27 protein-coding genes are annotated in these 20,832 nt (G+C 42.5%); 22 read left to right on the top strand and 5 right to left on the bottom strand.

Features of this window, described 5'->3' with window-relative positions:
• From BRLA_RS17590 to BRLA_RS17565, 6 genes are read left to right on the top strand one after another with little or no spacing between them, the layout of a single operon-like run.
• Nucleotides 1-255, top strand: a complete 255-nt coding sequence (locus tag BRLA_RS17590) for a hypothetical protein (protein WP_003336530.1) — start codon at nt 1-3, stop codon at nt 253-255.
• Nucleotides 256-684 carry a DUF2634 domain-containing protein gene (locus tag BRLA_RS17585; RefSeq protein ID WP_003336531.1) on the top strand — a complete coding sequence of 143 codons (429 nt, stop codon included), beginning with the start codon at nt 256-258 and terminating at the stop codon, nt 682-684.
• Nucleotides 672-1,499, top strand: coding sequence for a baseplate J/gp47 family protein (locus tag BRLA_RS17580; RefSeq protein ID WP_003336532.1), 828 nt, complete (start codon nt 672-674; stop codon nt 1,497-1,499). Before BRLA_RS17585 ends, BRLA_RS17580 begins: the two co-directional genes overlap by 13 nt.
• Nucleotides 1,496-2,083: a putative phage tail protein gene (locus BRLA_RS17575; RefSeq protein WP_003336533.1), complete on the top strand. Its 588-nt coding sequence runs from the start codon at nt 1,496-1,498 to the stop codon at nt 2,081-2,083. Before BRLA_RS17580 ends, BRLA_RS17575 begins: the two co-directional genes overlap by 4 nt.
• Nucleotides 2,083-2,364 (top strand): hypothetical protein, encoded by a 282-nt coding sequence (locus tag BRLA_RS17570; protein ID WP_003336534.1) that lies wholly within the window; start codon nt 2,083-2,085, stop codon nt 2,362-2,364. The genes BRLA_RS17575 and BRLA_RS17570 overlap by 1 nt, the downstream gene beginning before the upstream one ends.
• Nucleotides 2,364-2,639, top strand: a complete 276-nt coding sequence (locus BRLA_RS17565; RefSeq protein ID WP_003336535.1) for a hypothetical protein — start codon at nt 2,364-2,366, stop codon at nt 2,637-2,639. Before BRLA_RS17570 ends, BRLA_RS17565 begins: the two co-directional genes overlap by 1 nt.
• 19 nt (nt 2,640-2,658) lie before the next feature.
• On the opposite strand, the gene BRLA_RS24070 is transcribed toward BRLA_RS17565, so the two are convergent.
• Nucleotides 2,659-3,036, bottom strand: a complete 378-nt coding sequence (locus BRLA_RS24070) for a hypothetical protein (protein ID WP_158332778.1) — start codon at nt 3,034-3,036, stop codon at nt 2,659-2,661.
• Between the two features lie 448 nt (nt 3,037-3,484).
• On the opposite strand from BRLA_RS24070, the gene BRLA_RS23415 reads away from it, so the two are divergent.
• From BRLA_RS23415 to BRLA_RS17540, 7 genes are all read left to right on the top strand, one after another.
• Nucleotides 3,485-5,197 carry a glycine rich domain-containing protein gene (locus BRLA_RS23415; RefSeq protein WP_158332777.1) on the top strand — a complete coding sequence of 571 codons (1,713 nt, stop codon included), beginning with the start codon at nt 3,485-3,487 and terminating at the stop codon, nt 5,195-5,197.
• Nucleotides 5,194-5,355 carry a hypothetical protein gene (locus tag BRLA_RS24360; RefSeq protein WP_003336537.1) on the top strand — a complete coding sequence of 54 codons (162 nt, stop codon included), beginning with the start codon at nt 5,194-5,196 and terminating at the stop codon, nt 5,353-5,355. The genes BRLA_RS23415 and BRLA_RS24360 overlap by 4 nt, the downstream gene beginning before the upstream one ends.
• Nucleotides 5,356-5,357: 2 nt before the next feature.
• Nucleotides 5,358-5,486: a CD1375 family protein gene (locus tag BRLA_RS25050; RefSeq protein WP_003336538.1), complete on the top strand. Its 129-nt coding sequence runs from the start codon at nt 5,358-5,360 to the stop codon at nt 5,484-5,486.
• 141 nt (nt 5,487-5,627) lie between these two features.
• Nucleotides 5,628-5,894, top strand: a complete 267-nt coding sequence (locus tag BRLA_RS17555; protein ID WP_003336539.1) for a BhlA/UviB family holin-like peptide — start codon at nt 5,628-5,630, stop codon at nt 5,892-5,894.
• 15 nt (nt 5,895-5,909) lie between these two features.
• Nucleotides 5,910-6,635, top strand: a complete 726-nt coding sequence (locus BRLA_RS17550) for an N-acetylmuramoyl-L-alanine amidase (RefSeq protein WP_003336541.1) — start codon at nt 5,910-5,912, stop codon at nt 6,633-6,635.
• Nucleotides 6,636-6,821 (top strand): hypothetical protein, encoded by a 186-nt coding sequence (locus tag BRLA_RS17545; protein WP_003336542.1) that lies wholly within the window; start codon nt 6,636-6,638, stop codon nt 6,819-6,821.
• A 92-nt stretch (nt 6,822-6,913) separates the two neighbouring features.
• Nucleotides 6,914-7,471, top strand: a complete 558-nt coding sequence (locus BRLA_RS17540) for a GNAT family N-acetyltransferase (protein ID WP_003336543.1) — start codon at nt 6,914-6,916, stop codon at nt 7,469-7,471.
• Between the two features lie 301 nt (nt 7,472-7,772).
• Here the strand turns inward: BRLA_RS17540 and BRLA_RS17535 are convergent, their stop codons facing one another.
• The gene (locus BRLA_RS17535; protein ID WP_041752322.1) at nt 7,773-8,279 is read right to left on the bottom strand and encodes a DNA-deoxyinosine glycosylase; all 507 of its coding nucleotides are present in this window, start codon (nt 8,277-8,279) and stop codon (nt 7,773-7,775) included.
• A 995-nt stretch (nt 8,280-9,274) separates the two neighbouring features.
• On the opposite strand from BRLA_RS17535, the gene BRLA_RS24355 reads away from it, so the two are divergent.
• From BRLA_RS24355 to BRLA_RS17520, 4 genes are all read left to right on the top strand, one after another.
• Nucleotides 9,275-9,418, top strand: coding sequence for a hypothetical protein (locus BRLA_RS24355; RefSeq protein WP_003336545.1), 144 nt, complete (start codon nt 9,275-9,277; stop codon nt 9,416-9,418).
• Nucleotides 9,411-11,588, top strand: coding sequence for an acyltransferase family protein (locus tag BRLA_RS17530; RefSeq protein WP_003336546.1), 2,178 nt, complete (start codon nt 9,411-9,413; stop codon nt 11,586-11,588). The genes BRLA_RS24355 and BRLA_RS17530 overlap by 8 nt, the downstream gene beginning before the upstream one ends.
• 778 nt (nt 11,589-12,366) lie before the next feature.
• A complete protein-coding gene (locus BRLA_RS17525; protein WP_003339696.1) occupies nt 12,367-13,185 on the top strand; it encodes a TrmB family transcriptional regulator in 819 nt (272 codons plus the stop codon).
• Nucleotides 13,182-13,562, top strand: a complete 381-nt coding sequence (locus BRLA_RS17520) for a hotdog family protein (RefSeq protein ID WP_003336549.1) — start codon at nt 13,182-13,184, stop codon at nt 13,560-13,562. The genes BRLA_RS17525 and BRLA_RS17520 overlap by 4 nt, the downstream gene beginning before the upstream one ends.
• A 62-nt stretch (nt 13,563-13,624) precedes the next feature.
• Here BRLA_RS17520 and BRLA_RS17515 read toward each other — a convergent pair whose 3' ends face one another.
• The 3 genes from BRLA_RS17515 to BRLA_RS17505 form a co-directional block, all read right to left on the bottom strand.
• Nucleotides 13,625-14,407: a zinc ribbon domain-containing protein gene (locus BRLA_RS17515; RefSeq protein WP_003336551.1), complete on the bottom strand. Its 783-nt coding sequence runs from the start codon at nt 14,405-14,407 to the stop codon at nt 13,625-13,627.
• Between the two features lie 80 nt (nt 14,408-14,487).
• Nucleotides 14,488-15,423: a helix-turn-helix transcriptional regulator gene (locus BRLA_RS17510; RefSeq protein WP_003336552.1), complete on the bottom strand. Its 936-nt coding sequence runs from the start codon at nt 15,421-15,423 to the stop codon at nt 14,488-14,490.
• A 267-nt stretch (nt 15,424-15,690) separates the two neighbouring features.
• Nucleotides 15,691-16,239: a hemerythrin domain-containing protein gene (locus tag BRLA_RS17505; RefSeq protein WP_003336553.1), complete on the bottom strand. Its 549-nt coding sequence runs from the start codon at nt 16,237-16,239 to the stop codon at nt 15,691-15,693.
• Between the two features lie 304 nt (nt 16,240-16,543).
• On the opposite strand from BRLA_RS17505, the gene BRLA_RS24350 reads away from it, so the two are divergent.
• The 5 genes from BRLA_RS24350 (at nt 16,544) to BRLA_RS17485 (ending at nt 20,823) form a co-directional block, all read left to right on the top strand.
• Nucleotides 16,544-16,699 carry a hypothetical protein gene (locus tag BRLA_RS24350; RefSeq protein WP_003339682.1) on the top strand — a complete coding sequence of 52 codons (156 nt, stop codon included), beginning with the start codon at nt 16,544-16,546 and terminating at the stop codon, nt 16,697-16,699.
• 40 nt (nt 16,700-16,739) lie between these two features.
• Nucleotides 16,740-17,174: a GNAT family N-acetyltransferase gene (locus BRLA_RS17500; RefSeq protein WP_003336555.1), complete on the top strand. Its 435-nt coding sequence runs from the start codon at nt 16,740-16,742 to the stop codon at nt 17,172-17,174.
• 82 nt (nt 17,175-17,256) lie between these two features.
• Nucleotides 17,257-18,360, top strand: a complete 1,104-nt coding sequence (locus BRLA_RS17495) for a C45 family autoproteolytic acyltransferase/hydrolase (protein ID WP_003336556.1) — start codon at nt 17,257-17,259, stop codon at nt 18,358-18,360.
• Between the two features lie 32 nt (nt 18,361-18,392).
• On the top strand, nt 18,393-19,289 hold the full coding sequence (locus BRLA_RS17490) for a helix-turn-helix domain-containing protein (RefSeq protein ID WP_003336557.1): 897 nt from the start codon (nt 18,393-18,395) through the stop codon (nt 19,287-19,289).
• A 400-nt stretch (nt 19,290-19,689) separates the two neighbouring features.
• Nucleotides 19,690-20,823 (top strand): extracellular solute-binding protein, encoded by a 1,134-nt coding sequence (locus tag BRLA_RS17485; RefSeq protein WP_041752667.1) that lies wholly within the window; start codon nt 19,690-19,692, stop codon nt 20,821-20,823.
• The last annotated feature ends 9 nt before the right edge of the window (nt 20,824-20,832 follow it).

Here is a 20,832-nt window from a genome sequence, read left to right as displayed (position 1 = left end):
ATGCAACAAGCGATTAATAGATTGTTTACCCAAGCAAGAAGTGGCATTAGTGATACGCAGATCGAATTTGGCACGCTACAAAATTATGCCCCGGTGGTCATTAAACTAGATCAGGACCCAACGCCCCTAAAAGAGGTAGAGGATGATCTAGTATTCTTTAAAAATGAACTATTCACAGAGCCTCAACTAGGGGCTACCTATGCTCTAATGAGATGTTCTTCGGGGCAATATCTGGTGCTGGGTGAGGTGAAATAAATGTTTCCTACTTTAGAAAGTAATCGAGAGTTAACAGATACTCCTTCCCCGATACCCTGGACTTATAAAGTGGATTGGACTACGTTTCAATTTATCAAAGGAACAGATGGCCGACATGTAAAGACTAGTAATTATGCTGAGTATTTGGAAGAGATTGCGAAAAAAATCCTGCATACCAAACGATTTCAATATGCGATTTACAGTGATCGGATTGGGGTAGATTTTTTTGAGCATATTGGAAAGCTCCCTAAGCATGTACCGTTAGCCCTGATTAAGCGGGATATGGAGGATGCGCTGGAGGCTCATTCAGAGATTGAGCGAGCAGAGGTTATGGATATTCGATATCAGGAGAATCGAATAGGTCTGAGACTAGAGATTGAAGGGGTACGGGGAAAGACTAAGGTGGTGGTAGATATATGGCAGAGATAAAAAAACCAGACATGCCGCTGTTACGCGAAACAGCCGAAGAGATTTACCAACGGATGTATAATCGAGCGAGTGAACTTGCTCAGGCCCGTGGTGAGACGCCCCCTTCCCCAGAAGAAGGCGAAATTTTTTACGATTTTCACTACCCACTCGCACTAGAAATATCCGAGCAACAACAATTGGATGAATATCGCTTTTTGCAATGGTATCTACCCTGGGCAGACGGGGAATTTTTGGACGCCTGGGGAGTGTTTTTAGGTGTGAAGAGAAAAACGGATGAGCCAGATGACCTGTATCGCCAACGCTTGATTGCTAAGGCGGGGGAAGAGGAAGGTTCAGGGGCTGAGTACGATTACAGGCGCTGGGTAAAAGAAGTGCCCAATGTAGGAGAGTTGTTTATCTGGGGGGAGGCACCAAACACAGTGCATATTGCATTAACCGACCAAAAAGGGCAACCAGCCGATGAAGCTTTAGTAGAAGCTGTAACAAAGCATCTAGCACAGCCGAATAAGCATAGTTTAAACGACAAGCTAGTGGTTCAGGCAGCGAAAGCATTGGAAGTAACAGTCAGCGGAGATTTGCTGGAGTGGGAGTTCTCTGCATCTGTAGACGAAATAAAACAGCAAATACAAGCTGACATTGTGGAATATATTAATAAGCAGGGCAAGAAGATCCTTTATTCTGAAATCTATCGCTTGTTTAAGGTAGCTGGTGTAATAGATTATCGGAATGTTTTGCTAAATAATGCACAGGAAAATATTGATCTCACCTTTTCAACCATACCGATTGTGAAAAATGTGAAGGTGAGTACGCCATGATGATGATTCCAGAAAAATATCGGACGATGCTGCCACCCTATTGGTATGAGAATCAGGCGGCGGTGCATCATTTTGAGGCAGGAGAAGCTGAGAGAGAGTACCAACAGGCTCGCAAGCTAGACTTAGAGCGGCAAATGATAATCACAACAGCTACATGGGGACTGCCGTATTGGGAGGATATGTTTCAGGTTACTCCCAAGCAAGGTGATTCCTATGAGACGCGACGTGCACGTGTCATGGCAAAGTATCGGGAGCGTTTGCCCTTTACGCCAGCGTTGGCAGAGAGTATTACCAGACTTTTTATCAAAGAACAGGCAACTGATCACGTTCTCATAGAGGAAAACCCAGATACAGGCTATTTCTATATCTCGGTTCCCCTATGGTCAATTTATGACGTAGCCTCGTGGGTCCATGATATTCATAAGCGAAAGCGAGTCCCACATGTGTTTATGCCGCAGTTGGCAGTGTCGGACGAGATTGTGTTTCATGAAAGAATTACAATCAATCAGAAACGTTACCACAGTGTACATGAGTTTCGAGCTGGTATGACTCCTCTTAAAGATCAAGATAAGGTGGTGATTTAATGGATAAAGCTTATTTAGCACGAGTTGCGGAGGACTTAGCAACTCGTGCCGCAAGTCTGATCGTCAACAATCAAACGGTGCAATTGAGGTCTGCCAAAAGAAATGGAAGAAAGCTTGTAGTCATAACGGAGCCTGTTAGCGGAATCACGAAGGTATCTTCCTTAAAACTACTAGATGAGGCAGGCAATCTTATTACGGAAAGAACGACTAATGTAGATGTCTTAAGTGATCAAACCTTAGAATTTCGATTTGAATTTGAAGTGAGAGGAGCCAACGACTGATGCCCTATAATCCTAAACTAGATTGGAACTATGACGATCCTGTCACGGAAACGGATATCAATAGGTGGGAAAAAGGAATAGACGATTCGCACAAGCTACTGGAACACCACACAGTGGCTATTTCGGCTTTGCAGATTGATGTGAAGACGATAAAAGATGCGGTGTTTAATAATTTTACGGACAATGTGTTTTTTGAGAATTTTGCAACACTAGACGACATCATGCTTACAGAGGGTTGGTATGACGAGGCTAATAAAAGGCTGGTGGTTTTGTAGATGGTAATTAAAAGAATGCTTATAAACCTGAGTAACGGACATCGTCAGAAGGAAGGTGTAATCGTTTGAGTACAGGTATGGTGATATTTTGCGATGGTGAAGCAGTTCGTAGTGATACTGGAGGTATTAAGCAGTATGCAAATGGATTTACGGTTAATAAGGACTTTATTCTACATACAGTAGAAGCAAAAATAAGTAATCCCTTCTCCTCTTCTGAAAATGCAACAATTACCTTATGGGACGACACTGGTAATTTAATAGCCCAAAAAACAAAGTTGATATCTGAAAATCTCTCGCCCGCATGGGTTAGCTTCGAGTTTACACCTGTAAAGTTAATTGCGGGAAGAGAATATGTTGTTGGTATGACTTCCTTAGGAGTTCGTCTTTGGCTTGACAATGAAAATCTCCCTAAAATCATAAAATCCAATACTGTCGGATTTGACTTTACTATAAAAAATCATAGGAACAGGTTTTCAGACACATATACATCAGCACCACCAGTGGATAAATATCAGCATATTAATGATTTTAAATTAATAGGAGATTTTAACTCTGCACCAACTATGACCCTTACAGCAAACAATCAGTCCTTAACCGAGAACCAACACATCAACATCGGCACTAACGATTTCACCGTAAATATCACAGCAAATGACGCCGATCCAGACGATACGTTGCAATACCAAGTCAAACTAAACAACGTCGTCAAACAGGCTTGGACAGCATTAGGTAAGAACCAGCCCGTCAGCTATACGTTTAAAAACGCCGATATTACGGCAGGAGTAATCCCTTTTACGGTTTCTGTTCGCGACGATAAAGGTAATCAGACGAATTTTAACGTCGAATTGACGAAAGGGAAAATTGGTAAGGATGCTCAAGGACGTACTACTTACACGTTTGAGTATACGGGTAAGCCTGAGGCGTTTATGGTTCCGCCTAATGTGAATAAAATCCTGATTGAATGTTGGGGAGCTCAAGGTGGTTTAGGATATCGAACACCGGGAGGAAAAGGTGGATATGCTAAAGGTAGTTTAGGAGTTTCATCAGGGGAAGTCCTCCAAGTTAATGTTGGAGGAATGGGGAAACAACCAGCAGGGGGATGGAACGGGGGTGGATCAGGAAAAGGTAGAGAAGATTGGAATTCTGGTGGTGGCGGCGGTGCAACAGATGTGAGAAAGTCCGGCGTAAACCTAGAACACAGAGTTATAGTTGCCGGTGGTGGTGGCGGAACATTCTATAATAGAGAAGATGAAAATATAAGTATTTTAGTTGGGGGATACGGGGGTGGTTTAGAAGGCGGTCAAGGTGAGAGGAATAAACCCGATCCTAGTTATGCGAAAGGCGGTACTCAGACAGCAGGAGGGGCATTAGACGGTCAGATCGGAATTGGTGGAGATGCGACAACTCCGGGAATCTATATGGGTGGTGGTGGCGGTGGTGGCTATTACGGCGGTGGGTCCGGAGCCGGACCGTATGACGCAAGTGTTTACGGTAAAACTGGGGCAGGCGGTGGTGGTTCATCCTACCACGGCAATTTAGCCAACAGTTCCACGACCGCAGGTGTACGTGAAGGGAACGGTCTCGTTGTAATCACGATCCTCAATGAACCACCAAAATTCACTCTTACATCACCATCCGACAACCAAACCCTAACCGAAAACGCTACGTTAAACATCCAAGGCACCGCCTCCGACACCGACAAAGACAACGTAGTCACCATAAAATACCGCATCAACAACGGCACCACAAGGGCGTTGCAATCCGGAGTATCCAACGGTAGCACGCCTATTTCTTTTGCCAAAACGCTAACATTCCGAGCCAAACGTCTCTATGACGGCACCACCGATCTCACAGGCTCTAACCTAGCCGAAAACACCGATCATACCCTAACCATCTGGGCAGAGGACGACCAAGGTGGCAAATCAACCGAGATTACCCTCAAGTTCCGAGCCGTTCACAATCGCCCGCCCGTTATTAACGGTCAAAACGTAGACCTTGGTGTGTTAAGCACCATTCTGTCAAAAACGTACACCGTCACAGAACCAGAGGGTGACGCATTTACCATCACAGAAAAAATCAACGGCAAGGTGATCCGCACGTTCGCTGGAACTGACAGCAAAGAAAACACTGCAACAATCCCACTGGACACATGGTTACGCCTCTCCTTGACAGCGGTACACACCCTTACAATCGAAGCAACCGACAGCAAAGGGATGACCTCGACTCGATCGTATACCTTCCGGCGATCAGCCGACAAGATAGCGTTTGCTCTAAGGAACCCATTTGGTACCGACATAGCTGCCAAACGCATCCTAGTGACAATCGATGCGACGATTCCTGCCGGTGCCGATTACAAAGCCGAGGTATGTAACAACGCATTCGACGAGTTGCCGACATGGGAAGACGCGAGCAACCATGTCAAATTCAACCGAGGCTTCATCTTCACCAACAAGGAAAAAACAGCAAAAAAATGGGGCGTTAGCGTACGCTTTTCATTCACCAAAGGAACAGCAACTGAGCCAGTTATCGTAAGAGGATTCGGAGGTGCATTCGATTGATCCTGACTAAACCAAAAGCATTATCTAAGATCCAAGCTGACCGTGAGCAAAAGGAAATGTCTTTAGAGCTGGTAATAGCCTATGAAGCGATTGCACAGCTTTATGAAAAAATGACCGCTCTTGAGCAAGCGCTTGAAGAATGGAAAGGGGGTGAATAGAAATGGTCAGAGAATACATGATTCCCGTTTATGGCTTGCTTGTTAAAGCGAAACGACGTACCATCGACTCGCTCCCAAAAGATTATCAAATTCCTGTAGCCGAGTATCTAGCGAAACAAAACGAGGAATAAAGGAACGCCTGCTCATGTTGAGTGAGGCGTTTTTGTTTTCATCATTTAGAAAAAACTCACACATTCCGGGCTTCTTCGGGCATCTTCAATCATGAAGATGCCTTTTCTTTTACAAAAACCTGCCAAGGAGGGAAAAATGGCATGGAAGAGAGCGTAATGAACGCGTTGCTTCAGCAAGGTCCGTTTGCTGCTCTATTTGTCTGGCTGTTATTCTCTACCAAAAAAGAGGGGAGAGATCGCGAGGCTCTTTTGGTTAAACAAGCTCAAACACGGGAAGCAAAGCTGATGGAACACAATGAACGCATGGTGATTCAATTGGAGCGAAATACGTCAACCCTACAGCAGATTGAACGAAGTCTATCGGGGTTGGAAATGGAACTGCAAGAATTAAAAGAAAAGGTAGAATAAAAGGAGGATAGGCATATGGCAAAGCCGATTTTAATAATTGATGCAGGGCATGGGGGAGCTGATCCGGGAGCAATTGGGAATCAGATGCAGGAGAAGGATCTGACGCTACAAATTAGCTTGTACCAGCTACAAAGGTGCAGAGAGTTAAACCTTCCTGCTGCGATCACTCGGACGACAGATACCACACTTACCCCATCTCAGCGCACTACGCTCGTCAAACAAAGCGAGGCCACCTACTGTATTTCCAACCACATCAACTCAGGTGGCGGGGAAGGTGTGGAAGCGATTCATTCTATCTTTACTACCAATAGGCTAGCAAATGCTCTAGTACAAGCCGTAGTTGCCGAGGGACAAAAATTCCGTAGAGTCTACACACGAGTAGGTGCTGATGGGCGAGACTATTATTTTATGCATCGTGAAACAGGTGCAGTAGACACGATCATTATGGAATATGGATTTATTGATCATGCTTTAGATTCACAAAAACTAAAAAATAATTGGAAACGCTATGCTGAAGCAGTGATCAAGGCTTTTTGCGGTCATATTGGCCATCCGTACTCTCCTGCTGTAGAAGCGCCTAACGACGATTTTGAATTAGCTGTGGATGCTCTTGTTCAGGCAAAGATCATTTCCTCCCCTGACTATTGGAAACAGAATGCCGTCTCTACTAGAACGGTGGCAGGTGAGTATGCTGCTCAATTGATTAAAAATATGGCAAAGTATCTGAAAGCAGGTACGTGAGTGAAGGAACAGGGAAATATACCACTACTAGTTGCTGGAATAATTGGTTCTATAAAGCTGCTAGCCGATACACTAGGCTACCAAATCATTACAGACGATCAGGTGAATGCCATTGCGAACGGGGTTTCGGCTGTCGTGACTATCCTTGCTGTGCTTTTAAATAATAGACAAGCAAAGCAACAATAGTATTTATACACTCTATCATAATTTTTTTATCATCATGAATTGAGTTAACCTAAGCCTTCCAGCATTTTTGTAAGCTGGGAGGTTTTTTTGTTTTGTTACAGGTACGATTAGTACTAAAAGTAAGTATGTTTTTTTCAGGACGAAAGAAGTTAGCCCTTCTGAAAAACTTGCATCTATGCTTTATCTTTTGTAAAATAAAAATAAGAACATACATTCTGTTGTGTCATATCATCCACTATCGAGAGGTACTTATGCACATAAGACAAGCACATCCCTTAATGACTCAAGAAATTGTACAATTCTTCCAAAAATATATTACTGAAAATTCCGATTCAATTGCTAATCGTGAATACATCTGTCCAGATGGTACTAGAGCTGCAGTCCGTAGAAATCAAATACTTGTGGCGCTTGATGGAGATGTGATTGTAGCAGCACTTCGATTTTATCCTAAAAAGTCTACACAAACCATCTCACTTTATCAATTTGCAGTGGCCAAGAATTATCGGGGCAAGGGTGTATTGTATACCATGCTACAATACCTCGGTGAGTATCCTATCGAGGTGCTTTGTCCAATTCATGCCAGTTTAAATACCTACTTTTCTAAGACAGGTTGGCAGCATACAGGTCAGTTTAAAGGCTGTAACCGTTGAGAGTGGAGCGTGGGAGACAGATGAAGATAGGATGCTAAAAGCACTCTGCTTGTCCAGGTTTTATCACTGTAGATTTATTGTATAACTGCTTCCTAATTTTATACCGAAACATATTTGCCATGCTTGATAGCAGTAACAGCTATGGCCTACTTCCCCATCCTTTTCGCGAAGAATTTTCTAAGCGATTATGCTAGTCATTCCACCAGTCAATCCGCAAATTCAATATACTGTAATAGCAAAGTTATGTTCATTTACCTTCCACATTTCAACTACATGAGACACATAAATTATTTCTTCGATTCTACTCGTCTTTTCTTTCACCCAACAGATCCAGTACGATTTGCCACTTTCCAAGCTTGTCCTGCATGTTTTTTATGTAACGACTAGGTGTAGGGCTTGTTGAAGGCAATGTCAAATAGAGACGACCGTCAGAAAATCCACGATATTTTTTATAGCTTTGATATGCTTTTGTTCCATTAAATAAAATAGCTTGGATAGCTGGATAGTGTTCATATAAGCTGTCAAAATCATTAATCTTCTCATATTTGATCGCTGAGTCGAGACTGCCTTCCCGCTCGCAATTTTGTATAACATCCCAGAGGGCGATCCTTTTATTTAATAAAAATGCTAGACGTTGTTCATATGATTCTGCAATAGGCTCATGAAATAGTTCATACATAATGGGCCAAAAATGATTACGTAGATTTCCGTAATACTCATGTTTACGTAATGAGACGGCGCCGGGCATACTGCCAAGGATTAAGATTGTACAGGATTTGTTAATAACAGGTGGAAATGATTGAAGCATGAGACAAAATCCTTTCTGTAGGAATGTAAAAAAATCAGTCTTCTTTTTCCTATTATAAATTAATTCAGGATCTAACTTCTAAGAGACAAGAAAAACCTCGGTTTCTATATTGTAAATGAAAAGTACCAAAATAATCGTTTCCCTACCATGATTATTGCTTCTACATAGAAAAATTACATAGGAAATAGTTGGACATCCAGAATGATCGTCTTCAAAGTAGCCTCTCAGAAAGATGCTGTTGAAAATAAAGATCAAATAGCCATGCTAGATTTTCCTGTTGATTAAGGGGGGACATCGATCCGCGGTTGATTCGTGGAGAGCTTTTATCAAAGAAACTCAGTTGTTAAATGGAGTAAACCAGATCAATGCTCCTTTGCTCAAACAGTTACTATCCTGAAGGTTTCCTTTTTCTAGCTTTTAGTTTTGAAGAAGAGTACCCCTAGTGTGGCTTTTTTACAATCTACAAGGAGATGACACACCGAGCATTAGGAGGAGTAATAAATCACATAAAAAAATCTTAAAGCGTCAAAAGCATTTAAATTCCACAAAAGGATAAAATTAATTTTTATGCAAATAAAATCTCCAGTAAACAACTATTTACAAGTGAAGAAAAAATCTACATAATCAATTCTTGGGGTTTCTTGTCACTTGTCGAATTGTTAGGGGAATACTCTGTTTTTATTTCCGTTTTGAGGAAAAAACACTGCATTTGTAAAAATGTAAAATCGTAAATTTTTTGTAACGATTTACTGGTAAGAGCGTCTTATAATCATGGTAGTTATTGTTGTTTGATCAGGAGGGAATGGGGCATCAGAATAGCGTAGGCCCATCATATAGAGAACTATTTTTTTGTTGGTTTTTGGCTGTTTGTTTGTCTACATATGAGTGCTGTTTTTGTCTACATAAGGCGAATGAAGACGCTGAATACAACGAACGAAATGAAGTAAGAGATCAGAAACCAGTATGATTTGGATATTGAAAGGGTAGTGTGCATCATGGGCATCTGGACAGGTAAGATCGTAGACAGAAGTAGAGAATGGATAGAAAAAGCGAATAACATAACGCCAAAAACAACACAAATCAACACATCCGCAATGAAGGAAAAACAGTACGGCATTGGGGGTGGATGTAATGCCTAAACCGCTTCAAGGTCATGGCCGTTATATGCCGGGACTAGATGGCTTACGCGCCCTTGCCGTATTTGCTGTCATTCTTTATCACCTCAATGTCAATTGGGCACCAGGAGGATTGCTAGGTGTTGGAGTTTTTTTCGTACTATCTGGATACCTGATTACGGATATATTGATATCACAGTGGAAACAGAGAGGAAAAATTGATTTAAAGGATTTTTGGATCCGTCGAGCGAAACGATTGCTACCGGCTATGATAGTCATGCTGATAGCAGTAGTGGTTTGGTTAGCGCTATTTGATCGAGCTCAGCTACAGGCATTGCGAGGAGAAATTGTAGCAGCGCTTCTCTATGTAAGCAACTGGTGGTTGGTTTTTCACGAGGTGTCTTACTTTGAAAGCTTTGGTCCAGCTTCACCTTTTGGTCATTTCTGGTCTTTGGCAGTTGAGGAGCAGTTTTATCTTATTTGGCCCTTATTATTACTCTTGGGGCTGCGCAATACGCCACGTCGAGGCAAGCTGCTAGGTTTAACGTTAGCTGGAGTGGTTGTATCCGCTTTCGCAATGGCTCTATTATATGAGCCAGGTGTTGACCCGAGTCGTATTTATTATGGAACAGATACGAGAGCGTTTGGTCTATTGATTGGAGCGGCACTTGCAATGGTCTGGCCCAGCTCTAGGCTTTCTGAAACGGTTTCACTTCCTGCACGCATTACGCTTGAGGTTTTAGGGATAGCAGGACTGGCAACCATTCTTTGGATGATTTGGTATACCAATCAATATGAGGACTTTTTGTATCAAGGCGGTCTTGTATTGTTGTCGATTGCTACAGCAGTAGTCGTAGCAGTGATTGCTCATCCAGCGAGTAGTTTTGGTAAGCTGATGGGAGCTAAGCCCCTGCGTTGGATCGGTGTTCGTTCGTATGGAATGTATTTATGGCACTACCCGATTATTGTCCTAAGTACGCCCGCCATACATACCAATGGAACTGACATTCCTAAGGCCATATTTCAAATAGGAGCAACCATTGCGCTTGCTGGTTTATCCTTGCGCTTGGTTGAGGAACCAATTCGTCGCGGTTCATTTGCAAAGCCTGCAAAATACCGCAGAATGCAAGATGGGCGCTGGAGATTTGTTTTGTTTGGTCGTTGGGTTGTTTCTATGGTTGCTATTTTGGTTTTTAGCTCCACTTGCATTGCGATAGCAGGATGGGGAGGGAATGTGACAGCCAGCTCTATTCCAGTAGCTAGTACGGTAAATACTGAGTCGAAGCAGCAGATTGAACAACCGAATGCTGAGGAAGCTAATTTGTTTATACCGAAAAAAGAAGATGCCGCTTTAGGAGAAACGCCTGATAGAACTGAGGAAAAGATAAAAGAAGCAGACAAAACAAAAACAACAGCATCATCAACACTAAAAAATAACCCTTCACAGCAGGAGCTGGCAAAACAAGACACAAGCGGAAAACATAATGCTGCACAATCTGCTGCTGATGGAGAGCAGAAGCCGGCAAAGTCAGAGGAAAAACAATCTGAAACCACAACAGAGGGCGATGAAGCTGAGCAAACAAAATCCTCTAAGGAAAACGAAAGCGGCTCCTCTGCTCGAGAAACAGATAAAGATGATTCTACTGCTCATCAATCGAAAGAAAACAGCTCAAAAGCAGAGAAGCCTTCTAAGACAGATACAGAAGAAAAGGCCACTCCTTCTACGAAAGCTGGTAAAGGCATCACCGTGTTTGGAGATTCCATTATGCTAGACGTAGCTCCACACCTGCAAAAGCTACTGCCAGGGATCACGATCGACGCCAAAGTTGGTAGACAATTGCGTCAAACTCCTGAGCTAGTAGCCCAATATAAAAAGAGAGGGAAGCTTGGAAATCGGGTTGTTCTTGAGCTTGGGACAAACGGAGCGTTTACCAAGATACAATTGGAGAGCTTATTAAAAGCGCTTGGAGATGAAAAACAGATTATTCTCGTCAATACTCGTGTTCCACGTCCGTGGGAGAGTGTAGTAAACGCTACACTGGCAGAGGTAGCGAACAGTCATCCCAATACTCTACTAGTAGATTGGTACACGGCAAGCGCTGGGAAAGACTCTTATTTCTCACGAGATGGTGTTCATCTGGAGCCAGAAGGAGCAAAGGCATTTGCCGCTTTACTCTCTGGTGTACTCAAATAAATCTTTATAAGGCAAAAAAGCCTCTTTTTCTAAACGGGAATCAAAGAGTTGTTACCGGTAGATGAAAGGAGGCTTTTTTGTACCATCCAGAATTTTGCATGAGCAGAAGGAGTGTTGTGCGACTGGAAAAAAACTTTCTATGGGTAGGAAGGCTTTTGTACAACCGGAAAAACTTCTATGATTTAGAAAGGCTTTTGTGCGATGGAGAAACTTCTATGATTAGAAAGGCTTTTGTGCGATGGAGAAACTTCTATGATTAGAAAGGCTTTTGTGCGATGGAAAAACTTCTATGATTTAGAAAGGCTTTTGTGCGATGGAAAAAACTCCTATGATTAGAAGGGCTTTTGTACGATGGAAAAAACTTCTATGATTAGAAAGGCTTTTGTGCGATGGAAAAACTTCTATGATTTGGAAAGGTTTTTGTACGATGGAAAAAACTTTCTATGATTAGAAAGGCTTTTATACGACCGGAAAAACTTCTATGATTTAGAAAGGCTTTTATACGACCGAAAAAACCTTCATGAGCAGGAAGGCTTTTGTACAATCAGGACAATTCCTACATGTATTAACCTGTATTGAATAAAGAATCTTTCACAAATAGAAAGGGAGCAATGCTATCCTCCGACAAGGAATTTTATCCGCTGTCCTACTAGGATGGATGTAATCAATTTTATGCCGGTAGATTTATTTTCCTCCTTTTAAACAGGAAAACAAGGTTATGACTTCTAATAAGTATTGTGACTATCACTTTTACCTTTGCGCAAATGGAGGCGAAGCAGTGGAGACGATCTATAGTCAGCTACACAAGCTGGGATTTTCCCAATATGAGAGCAAGGCCTACGTTAGTTTGATACAGCAAGCGCCGGCTACTGGATATGAAGTGAGCAAACGTTCAGGGGTTCCGCGTTCGATGATTTATGAAGTATTAGGTAAATTAATCGACAGAGGAGCCGCTTATTTGGTGCCGACTGACCCAGTTAAATATGCGCCTGTTCCTGCTAAACAGATGCTGGAGCGTTTAAGAAATAATATGGAGGAAACGATTCATTATCTGGAGCATTCGTTAGAAACATTGGAGAAAGACCCTGCTATTGATGTGATTATGCATCTGAGTGGGTATGATCACGTGATACAAGAGCTGTCAGATACGATATATCAGGCGAAAAGTGAGCTGTGGTTGTCCATTTGGGAGCCACAGGTAGGAGAATTATATGAGCAAATTCAACAGGCAGTCAATCGGAATATTTCGGTATTTTCGATAGTGTTTGGTGCTGAGGGAGTTAGTCTTGGCTACACCTTTCCCCATAACTATATGTCACCAGAGGTTGTACAAGAGCGAATGGGAGGACAATTAACGATTGCAGCAAGAGATGGGGAAGAGGTTATTATAGCCAACTTTAATGAACGTGGTGTGCCATGGGCTATTAAAACAAGGAACCCAGCACTTGTACTCGTAGCCACCGAATATGTAAGACACGACATCATGATTGAAGAGGTCACGCGAGAATACGGGGCTGATAAGGTAGAGCGGCTCTGGCGTAATCGGCCTGACCTGTCTCATGTAGTAACAGGCTATAAAGGAGGAGGTACGCTATGAAACCAGGAGATATATTAACATGGACAAGAACCTTTACAGAGGAAGAAACGCTCCATTTTGCAGAGATTACGGGGGATAAAGGCAGGCATCATATGGAGCGTGATGAACAAGGTAGACTTATGGTGCATGGTTTATTAACTGCAAGCATTGGAACCAAAATAGGCGGCGATCTCCATTACATTGCGAGGGAGTTTAACAACGAATTTTTGCGTCCGGTGTTTACGGGGGATACGATCACCTGTGAGGTAACCATTAAAGAGATTACACCCATGGAGGGCTTTGACAAGGTAGCGTTATCGTTTGTCTATTACAATCAAGCAGGGAAAGAGGTATTAATCGGAACTAGTCACGGCATTATTCGAAAGGAGGCAGAATGAGACCAAAGTAAAAAAGCAGGCACGAATGAGCAGGAAAGCTACTCACGTGTCTGCTTGAGCTTTTATTGGCCAGGAGCCTCAACTGCTATATATATTTCAACAATGGCGTCATTGGGATTGCTAGCTCGCTCCTCGTAGTGTTCAAAATCGCCTGTGAAGGTGCGGGAAAGCTCACTATTCATAGACCATGTCCAGATGAATTGCCAAGCCTCTATGACCACCTCAGATAAAGGACCACGTCTGGAAGTGAAGACAGCGTATTGAGCGGCGGGTAGCTTGATTGTGGTGATGCTTGGACTAGCAATCGCCGACTTGTCCGCTACTCTATTCCCAATGAAACTGGTATATTCCCCAATGGCTCCATTCTCGTACTCTGCATATACACCATAGATCTTCTGGGATAGACTATGCTGAGCTAGCTGTTTCGCAATATTTTCAGAGAAATACCGATTCCACAGCCCACTGATGACACCATTTCCAGAAAGCTCACGAGCATTGGTTGTACGGGCAGAAATTCCCGCAATCGTGAACTCTTCAAGACGAACGAGTCTAGGTTCCTCAAGGGGGGGATGGGAACTAGCTGTGTGATTTTCCTGTGCCCAACGTTTTAATTGAGGGAATAGTCCTGTTAACATGGTACGGGCCTGTTGCTCACTCATTCCATCTCCTACCATGTGAGGAATACATATTTCTATCATTTGTTCCATTGTGCAGTCGGGTGCAGTAAACGCTCCCTGATCATAGCAATATGAACAATATTCCTGTGATTTGCTGTTGTCCTTCTCTGTACCTAGCACTTCTTCATGAAGCGGCATGCTACAGCTTTGGCAAAAGGTAATGGTCATTTCTATCACTCCTTCTTGGTTTACTAACAGTATAAGAAGCAAAACCTGACAACTCTCTGTCAGGTTTCCAAGAATCATTTTTATACATATTTTTCAACAATGGCGGCTGCTAATGTTTTTATTTTAGCTTTAATCGACTCGGGCTCTATTACCTCTACGGAGGGCCCAAAACTAAGAATAAAACCGTAAAGCCAATTATCCTCGGGAAAACTGGCGGATACGGTTACATATCCTCCCTCTTGCTCAAACAATTCCTCTACACCAAACCACTCTTCCGCTATATGACGAGAATCTGGGGCAAAACGTAAGACCAGATGAACCATCGTAGCAGAATCATTCCATTTCTGTACCCATGGAAGCTCGTCAGCTTGAATATTTCGCCTGATAAAAGTTGTATCAAGCACAGTAAGCTTCTTCATGCGATATAGCTTAAACAAGCGAAAATCGAGCTTGTTTTGACAGAACCCGTACAAGTACCAGGAACGCCCCTTTACAAGCAGAATATGAGGCTCAACAATTCGGTCACTCTGTTCCCCTCGTGCATTAGAATAGACGAAGCGTAGCAATTTATTTGCTTCAATAGCCTGTTTAACCGTTAAAATGGATTCTTCCAATCTTTCATTTTGCCCCCAAGGGGAGAGATCAACGAGAAATTGTTGCGTTTTCCATTGAAATTGTTCCTTTTGAGCATGTGGAATAATGCTATTAATTTTTTCCACTAAAAACTGATGACTCTCACTTTTATCCATGGTCGAGATACTTTGTAACGAGGTGACGATCGTGGCGAGCTCATTATTCGTCAGCAATTGACGATCGAGTCGATACCCTTCAGCAAGACCGATACCTCCGTTTGCACCCTGATAGGTAACGATCGGAATACCCGCTTGATTAATCGTTTCAATATCACGATAAATGGTCCGAATAGACACCTCAAATTGCTCAGCTAAGTCCTTCGCTTGTACGAGATTACGGTTTAGCAAAATAATAATGATGGAAAGTAAGCGGTCTATTTTCAATGTACATTCTCCATTTCTACAAAAAATGATAGGTGGAAAAAATTTATGTGTACTGTCTGAGGAAGGGAAATCCTTCCTAGCCAATTGATTTCTTACTCATGTTCGGTATGCAAAGAAACGCTTTCCTTGTAGCTTTTTCCTATAATCAGCTTACCATAGTGCCATATGAAGAGGAAAAAGCATGCTCACAGCTTACGAGTAAGAGTGAACATGCTTTTTCATATAGAGATTATTTCATTTTTCGTACCAATAGAAACGATACCTAGACTAGATTTGTCTTTGTAAATCAGCAAGCCGCACTTCTTCGGCTATTGCTTTCTTTTCTTCCTCTGATAGCACAAGGCTTACCAATGGAAAAATATAATGATCTTCTTTCTCAATATGCTTTTTCAATAGGTAAGCTAAGAAGTTCATTTTTTGCAGTAACAATTCACTGCATTCCTTTGCTTGCTCTTGCTCAAACAGCTCCTTCGCTTCGTTATAATGTTTACGAATGATCACATGGTCCTGTACTAATTTTGCGATAGGGCCTACTTCTGTTTCAGCGATATGGTTCTGTAGCTTGCCTAAAATGAATGTTTCCTCATATAAAAAGTGATGCTCTAGCTCCTCTTTTATCTCTTGTAGAGCGAGGCGATATACTTCTAAATCGTAACCTTCTCGTACCTTATCCATCAGATTTTCCAGCATGGCATGCTCAGCAACAAAAGAGTGTAGATGTGGATCGATGATCGAGGTCAGCTTGTTGTATTTATCCTGATCTGATTTAGTCCAATCTGTCATGTCCAACTGTGGTTTGTATATAGGAGTAGTCATAAGCGTATCAACTCATCTTTCGTTCTGATTTCCTACAATAGTAAATCTATCGAAACAAATGGACGAAAGGTGTGATTCAGATCACGTATTTTTCAAAAAATTCGAGAAGATAACGTCGCTGAGTGGTAAATCATGTAGAAATAGTGCCGGAACTAGACTATTTGATCTTACGTAAGTAGCCTGTTTTTACACAAATAACGCTGTTTTTTTATTATTTGCAGAAAATTTGTTACAATAGAAATGTTTACAGGTTCGGATTTGTAAGTGAGCAAGATTTTAATCGATGGAAAGAGGGCTGAATCGAATGAATAACGAGTACATAGTAGGGTGGGGAACGCTCGCTCTCATTAATGCTGGGCTTGCACAAGGGAAAAATCGATCGGGACTTATCTGGTTTCTCTTGTCCTTGCTAGGAGGGCCGATTGCTACGTTCATTCTAGTTGTTTTACCAAAGGAATAAGGCATGCATCATTTTCTGAAAAGCAAAGGAGACAGCTAACATGGAAATCAAAATGGCATCAAAAGAGGATATGACATTTTTATATGAAAAGACACCCCAGGCACTACAGGAAGGAACCCTGGGCTATATTAACGTGGATTTCGAAAGCATTGAGGAACCCATTCACAAATTGCTGGAGAAAGGGGCTTGGTATCTGGTAGGCAAGCAGAACGAGCAAATCGTTGGCTGGGTACTAGCGGGTAGCATCACCGAGCAGTTTACGAATAAAGAGCTCGGTTATATTTTCGAGCTATATGTCATGCCCGAGTGGCGTGGAAAGGGATATGCGAAACCACTAATGGAAGGGGCTATTCAGAGGCTAAAAGAACAGGGATATGCTGAAATCAGACTAAATGTTTATGTAGCTAATCGAGCAAAGGCGCTATATGAAAAGCTTGGGTTTCAGGAACGCAATGTGATTATGAGCTTGAAGTAAACAGCAAAAAGTATCAAATTTTTTTATTTCCTCCTCGCTATAATGACAATACATCACATGTTACATATGAGGAGGAAATGTTATGCAAACCAGACAAGGCTACTTCACGTATCTAGAAGGTACAAATAAAGAGGTTGGTGAGCAGCAAGCTGAGATGCTACGCCATATCCCGTACTTGTATCAGGTTTATTTTGTAGAGGAGACAGATGCAATTTCAGATCAGCGCCTTTGGAGTCAGCAGCAGATGCTTCAGCAGTATTCCCCGGGTATTTGGGAGGAGCTTGAAGCCTTTTGTAGCCAAGCGAAGATGCCGATGAATCGTTTGCGCTATCTACATGAAAGCTGTATTGTGTCGGGATGCAGTCACTCTGTCGTACTTCCTAATAAGATGCGGGATGGGCATCTGTATGTTTTGCGAAATTACGAATTTACCCCTGACCTAGACGACATGACACTATGCTCAACTCGCGTACAGGGAACGTATGCACATACGGGCTTTAGCGGCTTATCATTTGGACGACATGAGGGTATGAACGATCAGGGACTCTGCATCACAATGTCATCCTGCGGTCTGCCAGTAGGAATTCATCCAGGCTTGCGTTCTCCAAAGGGAGAGGGTCTGCAATTCTGGACGGCGATTCGAGCCATATTGGAGCATTGTCGCAATGTAGACGAAGCGTTACAGCGATTGCGTGAAATGCCCATCGTATCAAACGTGAACCTGTTAGTAGCAGATCCCAGTGAAGACGCGGCTTTAGTCGAAATGATGGATGGTGAAATCGCGAGTACGAAAATAGGAAAGAAGAGCGACACTTCTTACCTGATTGCTACCAACCATGTGTTATTTTCAGAATTGGAGCATCTATCTACACACCGCATGCATAACTCGCTCATTCGTCAACAGCTAGTAGAGAGTGTACTTCAAGGCGATGAGCGATTAGAGAAAGCAGATTTGCTCGCTTTAATGAACCGGGAATATCCACAGGGCTTAAGCACGCATTACTATCAGGAGTATTTTGGAACGCTGCGCTCCATGCTCTTTGACGTAACAGCAAAAACGATAGAGGTCTGCTATGGCTCCCCGCTTCACAACGGCTGGCATACGTTGTCTGTGGGGGGAAAGCTTGCTTTTTCAGACATTGAGGTAGCTCTTCCGCAAGGGATTGTTCCCGCTCAATTTTGGTAGAAAAAATAATGTGATTGAGAGGAGAACGAGGCTTGGCATCCTATGGCAAAGAAATTGAAACGGCCATTGACTACATAGAACAGCATCTCGATAAATCTTTACAGGCAGATGAGGTGGCCCTCCTAGTAAACTTCTCGTACTATCACTTTCATCGAATTTTTTACGAATGCACGGGTGAGACAATCGGTGATTATATTCGGAAGAGAAGACTTACAGAAGCGGCCATCCGCCTTTTACAAACAGAGCGATCTATTTTCGAAATTTCACTAGACTACCAGTTTGATTCTCAGGCTTCATTTAGTCGTTCCTTTAAGAAGCAGTTTGGCATGTCACCGTATTTTTTTCGCAAACAAAGGCGACAGCCGATTTCCCTACAAAAAATGCCACTTGTCGATAAGCGCTTAAAGCATCGCTTGCAACAGATCAGTCTACAGCCCAGCTTTGAACGAATTGAGACAGAGCGTTTCGTTATTGGTGTGAAAGATAGTAATAATCTGCATCAAAATCAGTTTACACAAATATGGCAACGCTATTTCCTAAGAGAAAGGGAGATAGGGGAAAAGCAAATGATTTGCAATCCTGATATAAGATACGGAATTTGCACGGCTGAGATGCCCCTTTCCCTCCAGCAGTTGACAGAGCTAACTGCCTTTTATGGAATAGCAGCTATAGAGGTAAAGGAGATTGTAGAGGTTCCAAAAGGGATGGTTGCTCACACGATTCAGCCTGGAGAGTATGCTGTTTTTCGTCATCAAGGGACCGGCAGTGAGCTTAGAACCACCTACGACTATATCTGGGGGACATGGTTTGCTAGTGTTGACTATGAGCTTGATGCACGAGACAATTTTGAGGTATATGGGACGGAATTTACTCATATAGCAGACAAAGACTCTATCATTTTGATTTATATTCCGATTAAAAAAAGATAAAGTCCCCTATGACAAAAGAAGAAAACAATCCAATGATGGAAATCGCAGGCAGTTGCTTGCGATTTTTTTGTTGGGAAAATACTAGGGCTGGCAGAATGATGGAGCGTTTTACTAGTTTTACGCAAAATGAAAGTCATTGCATTTTAGTAAAAATCAAGCATAATTCACCTGTTTCATCCATAATTTGTTAGTAATCATGACGAATCATCAGTTGATGAGTCAGCATTATTTTCGATAACAGGCAAGTTACCTCGTAAGTATCAGAATAAACAGTCTGTTTGATCAGCATGTTTAAATCTGAACAGACTTGCAAGCTAATTTTGATCAGGAAAAATATCTGAACCTTTTGGACAATGAAAGAGGAGGTTTAACATAGCAGGTGGTGAAAGGAGCAGATCGCATGCTAAAAATCAAAAAATGGGTAGTGGATAAAAGCGAAAGCTGGATAAAGCTAATTCTAATGGGAGTGGTACTAATCTCGCTTGTAGGTTGTTCTTCTCAAGCAGGGACAGATGCTTCGGCTCCAACAAGGGGGGCGGTGACAAAGCAGGGCTCCCAACAGCAGCTAGTAATTTACACGGGACGGGATAAGAACGTTGTAGACTACGTTATTCCGAAATTTGAAGCTACTCATCCTGATGTAAAAGTGGATGTTTTAACAATTGGGGCACAGGAAATCCTGGAGCGAATTCGAGGAGAAAAGAGCAATCCTCAGGCCGATTTTTGGTGGGGAGGCACACAATCGAGCTTACGGACTGCCGCTTTGGAAGGATTGCTGGAGAGCTACAAACCTTCCTTTGGTGATCAGATTCCAGCCATATATAAAGACGCACAAGATCGCTGGTATGGGGAAATGCTACTGCCTGAGGTCATTATGTACAATCCACAGATGCTCCCAAAAGCAGAAGCGCCAAAGGACTGGGACGATCTACTTGATCCGAAATATAAGGATAAAATTATTATTCGTGGCGTTTTAAAATCAGGTACAATGCGCACAATCTATTCGGCTATGATGTATCGACAGGGGGCAGCAGCTCCGGAAAAGGGTTATGAATGGCTGGCGAAATTAGACGCCAATACAAAGGAATATGCACAAGACCCTACCAGCTTATATATAAAGCTAGCCCGACAAGAGGCAGCCATTTCTTTATGGAATTTACAGGATATCCTGATTCAAAAGGAAGCCAAAAAGCAACCGTTTGACTATATTTATCCTGCCAGCGGCGCCCCCATTCTAGTAGATGGCGTGGCGATTGTAAAGGGTACGAAAAACATAGCCCCGGCTAAGAAATTCTATGACTTCTTATTTGATGAAAAACTCCGAATTGAACTGGCGGAGAAGTTCTATCAAATTCCCGCCCTCTCCACTAGTAGCAAAGAAAATCTACCGAACTGGCTACAAGCTATTGAGATAAAACCATTGGAGATGAATTGGCAGGTTCTAGCAGATAAAGAAAAAGAGTGGATGCAATATTGGGATGAAAATATAAAAGGAAAGGGCTACAAATCGTTACTAGAAGTAATACAGAAATGAGTGACGACC

It is taken from the genome of Brevibacillus laterosporus LMG 15441 (assembly GCF_000219535.2).
In the GTDB taxonomy this organism is placed as follows: domain Bacteria; phylum Bacillota; class Bacilli; order Brevibacillales; family Brevibacillaceae; genus Brevibacillus_B; species Brevibacillus_B halotolerans.
This window is presented reverse-complemented; position numbering and strand designations above follow the sequence as displayed.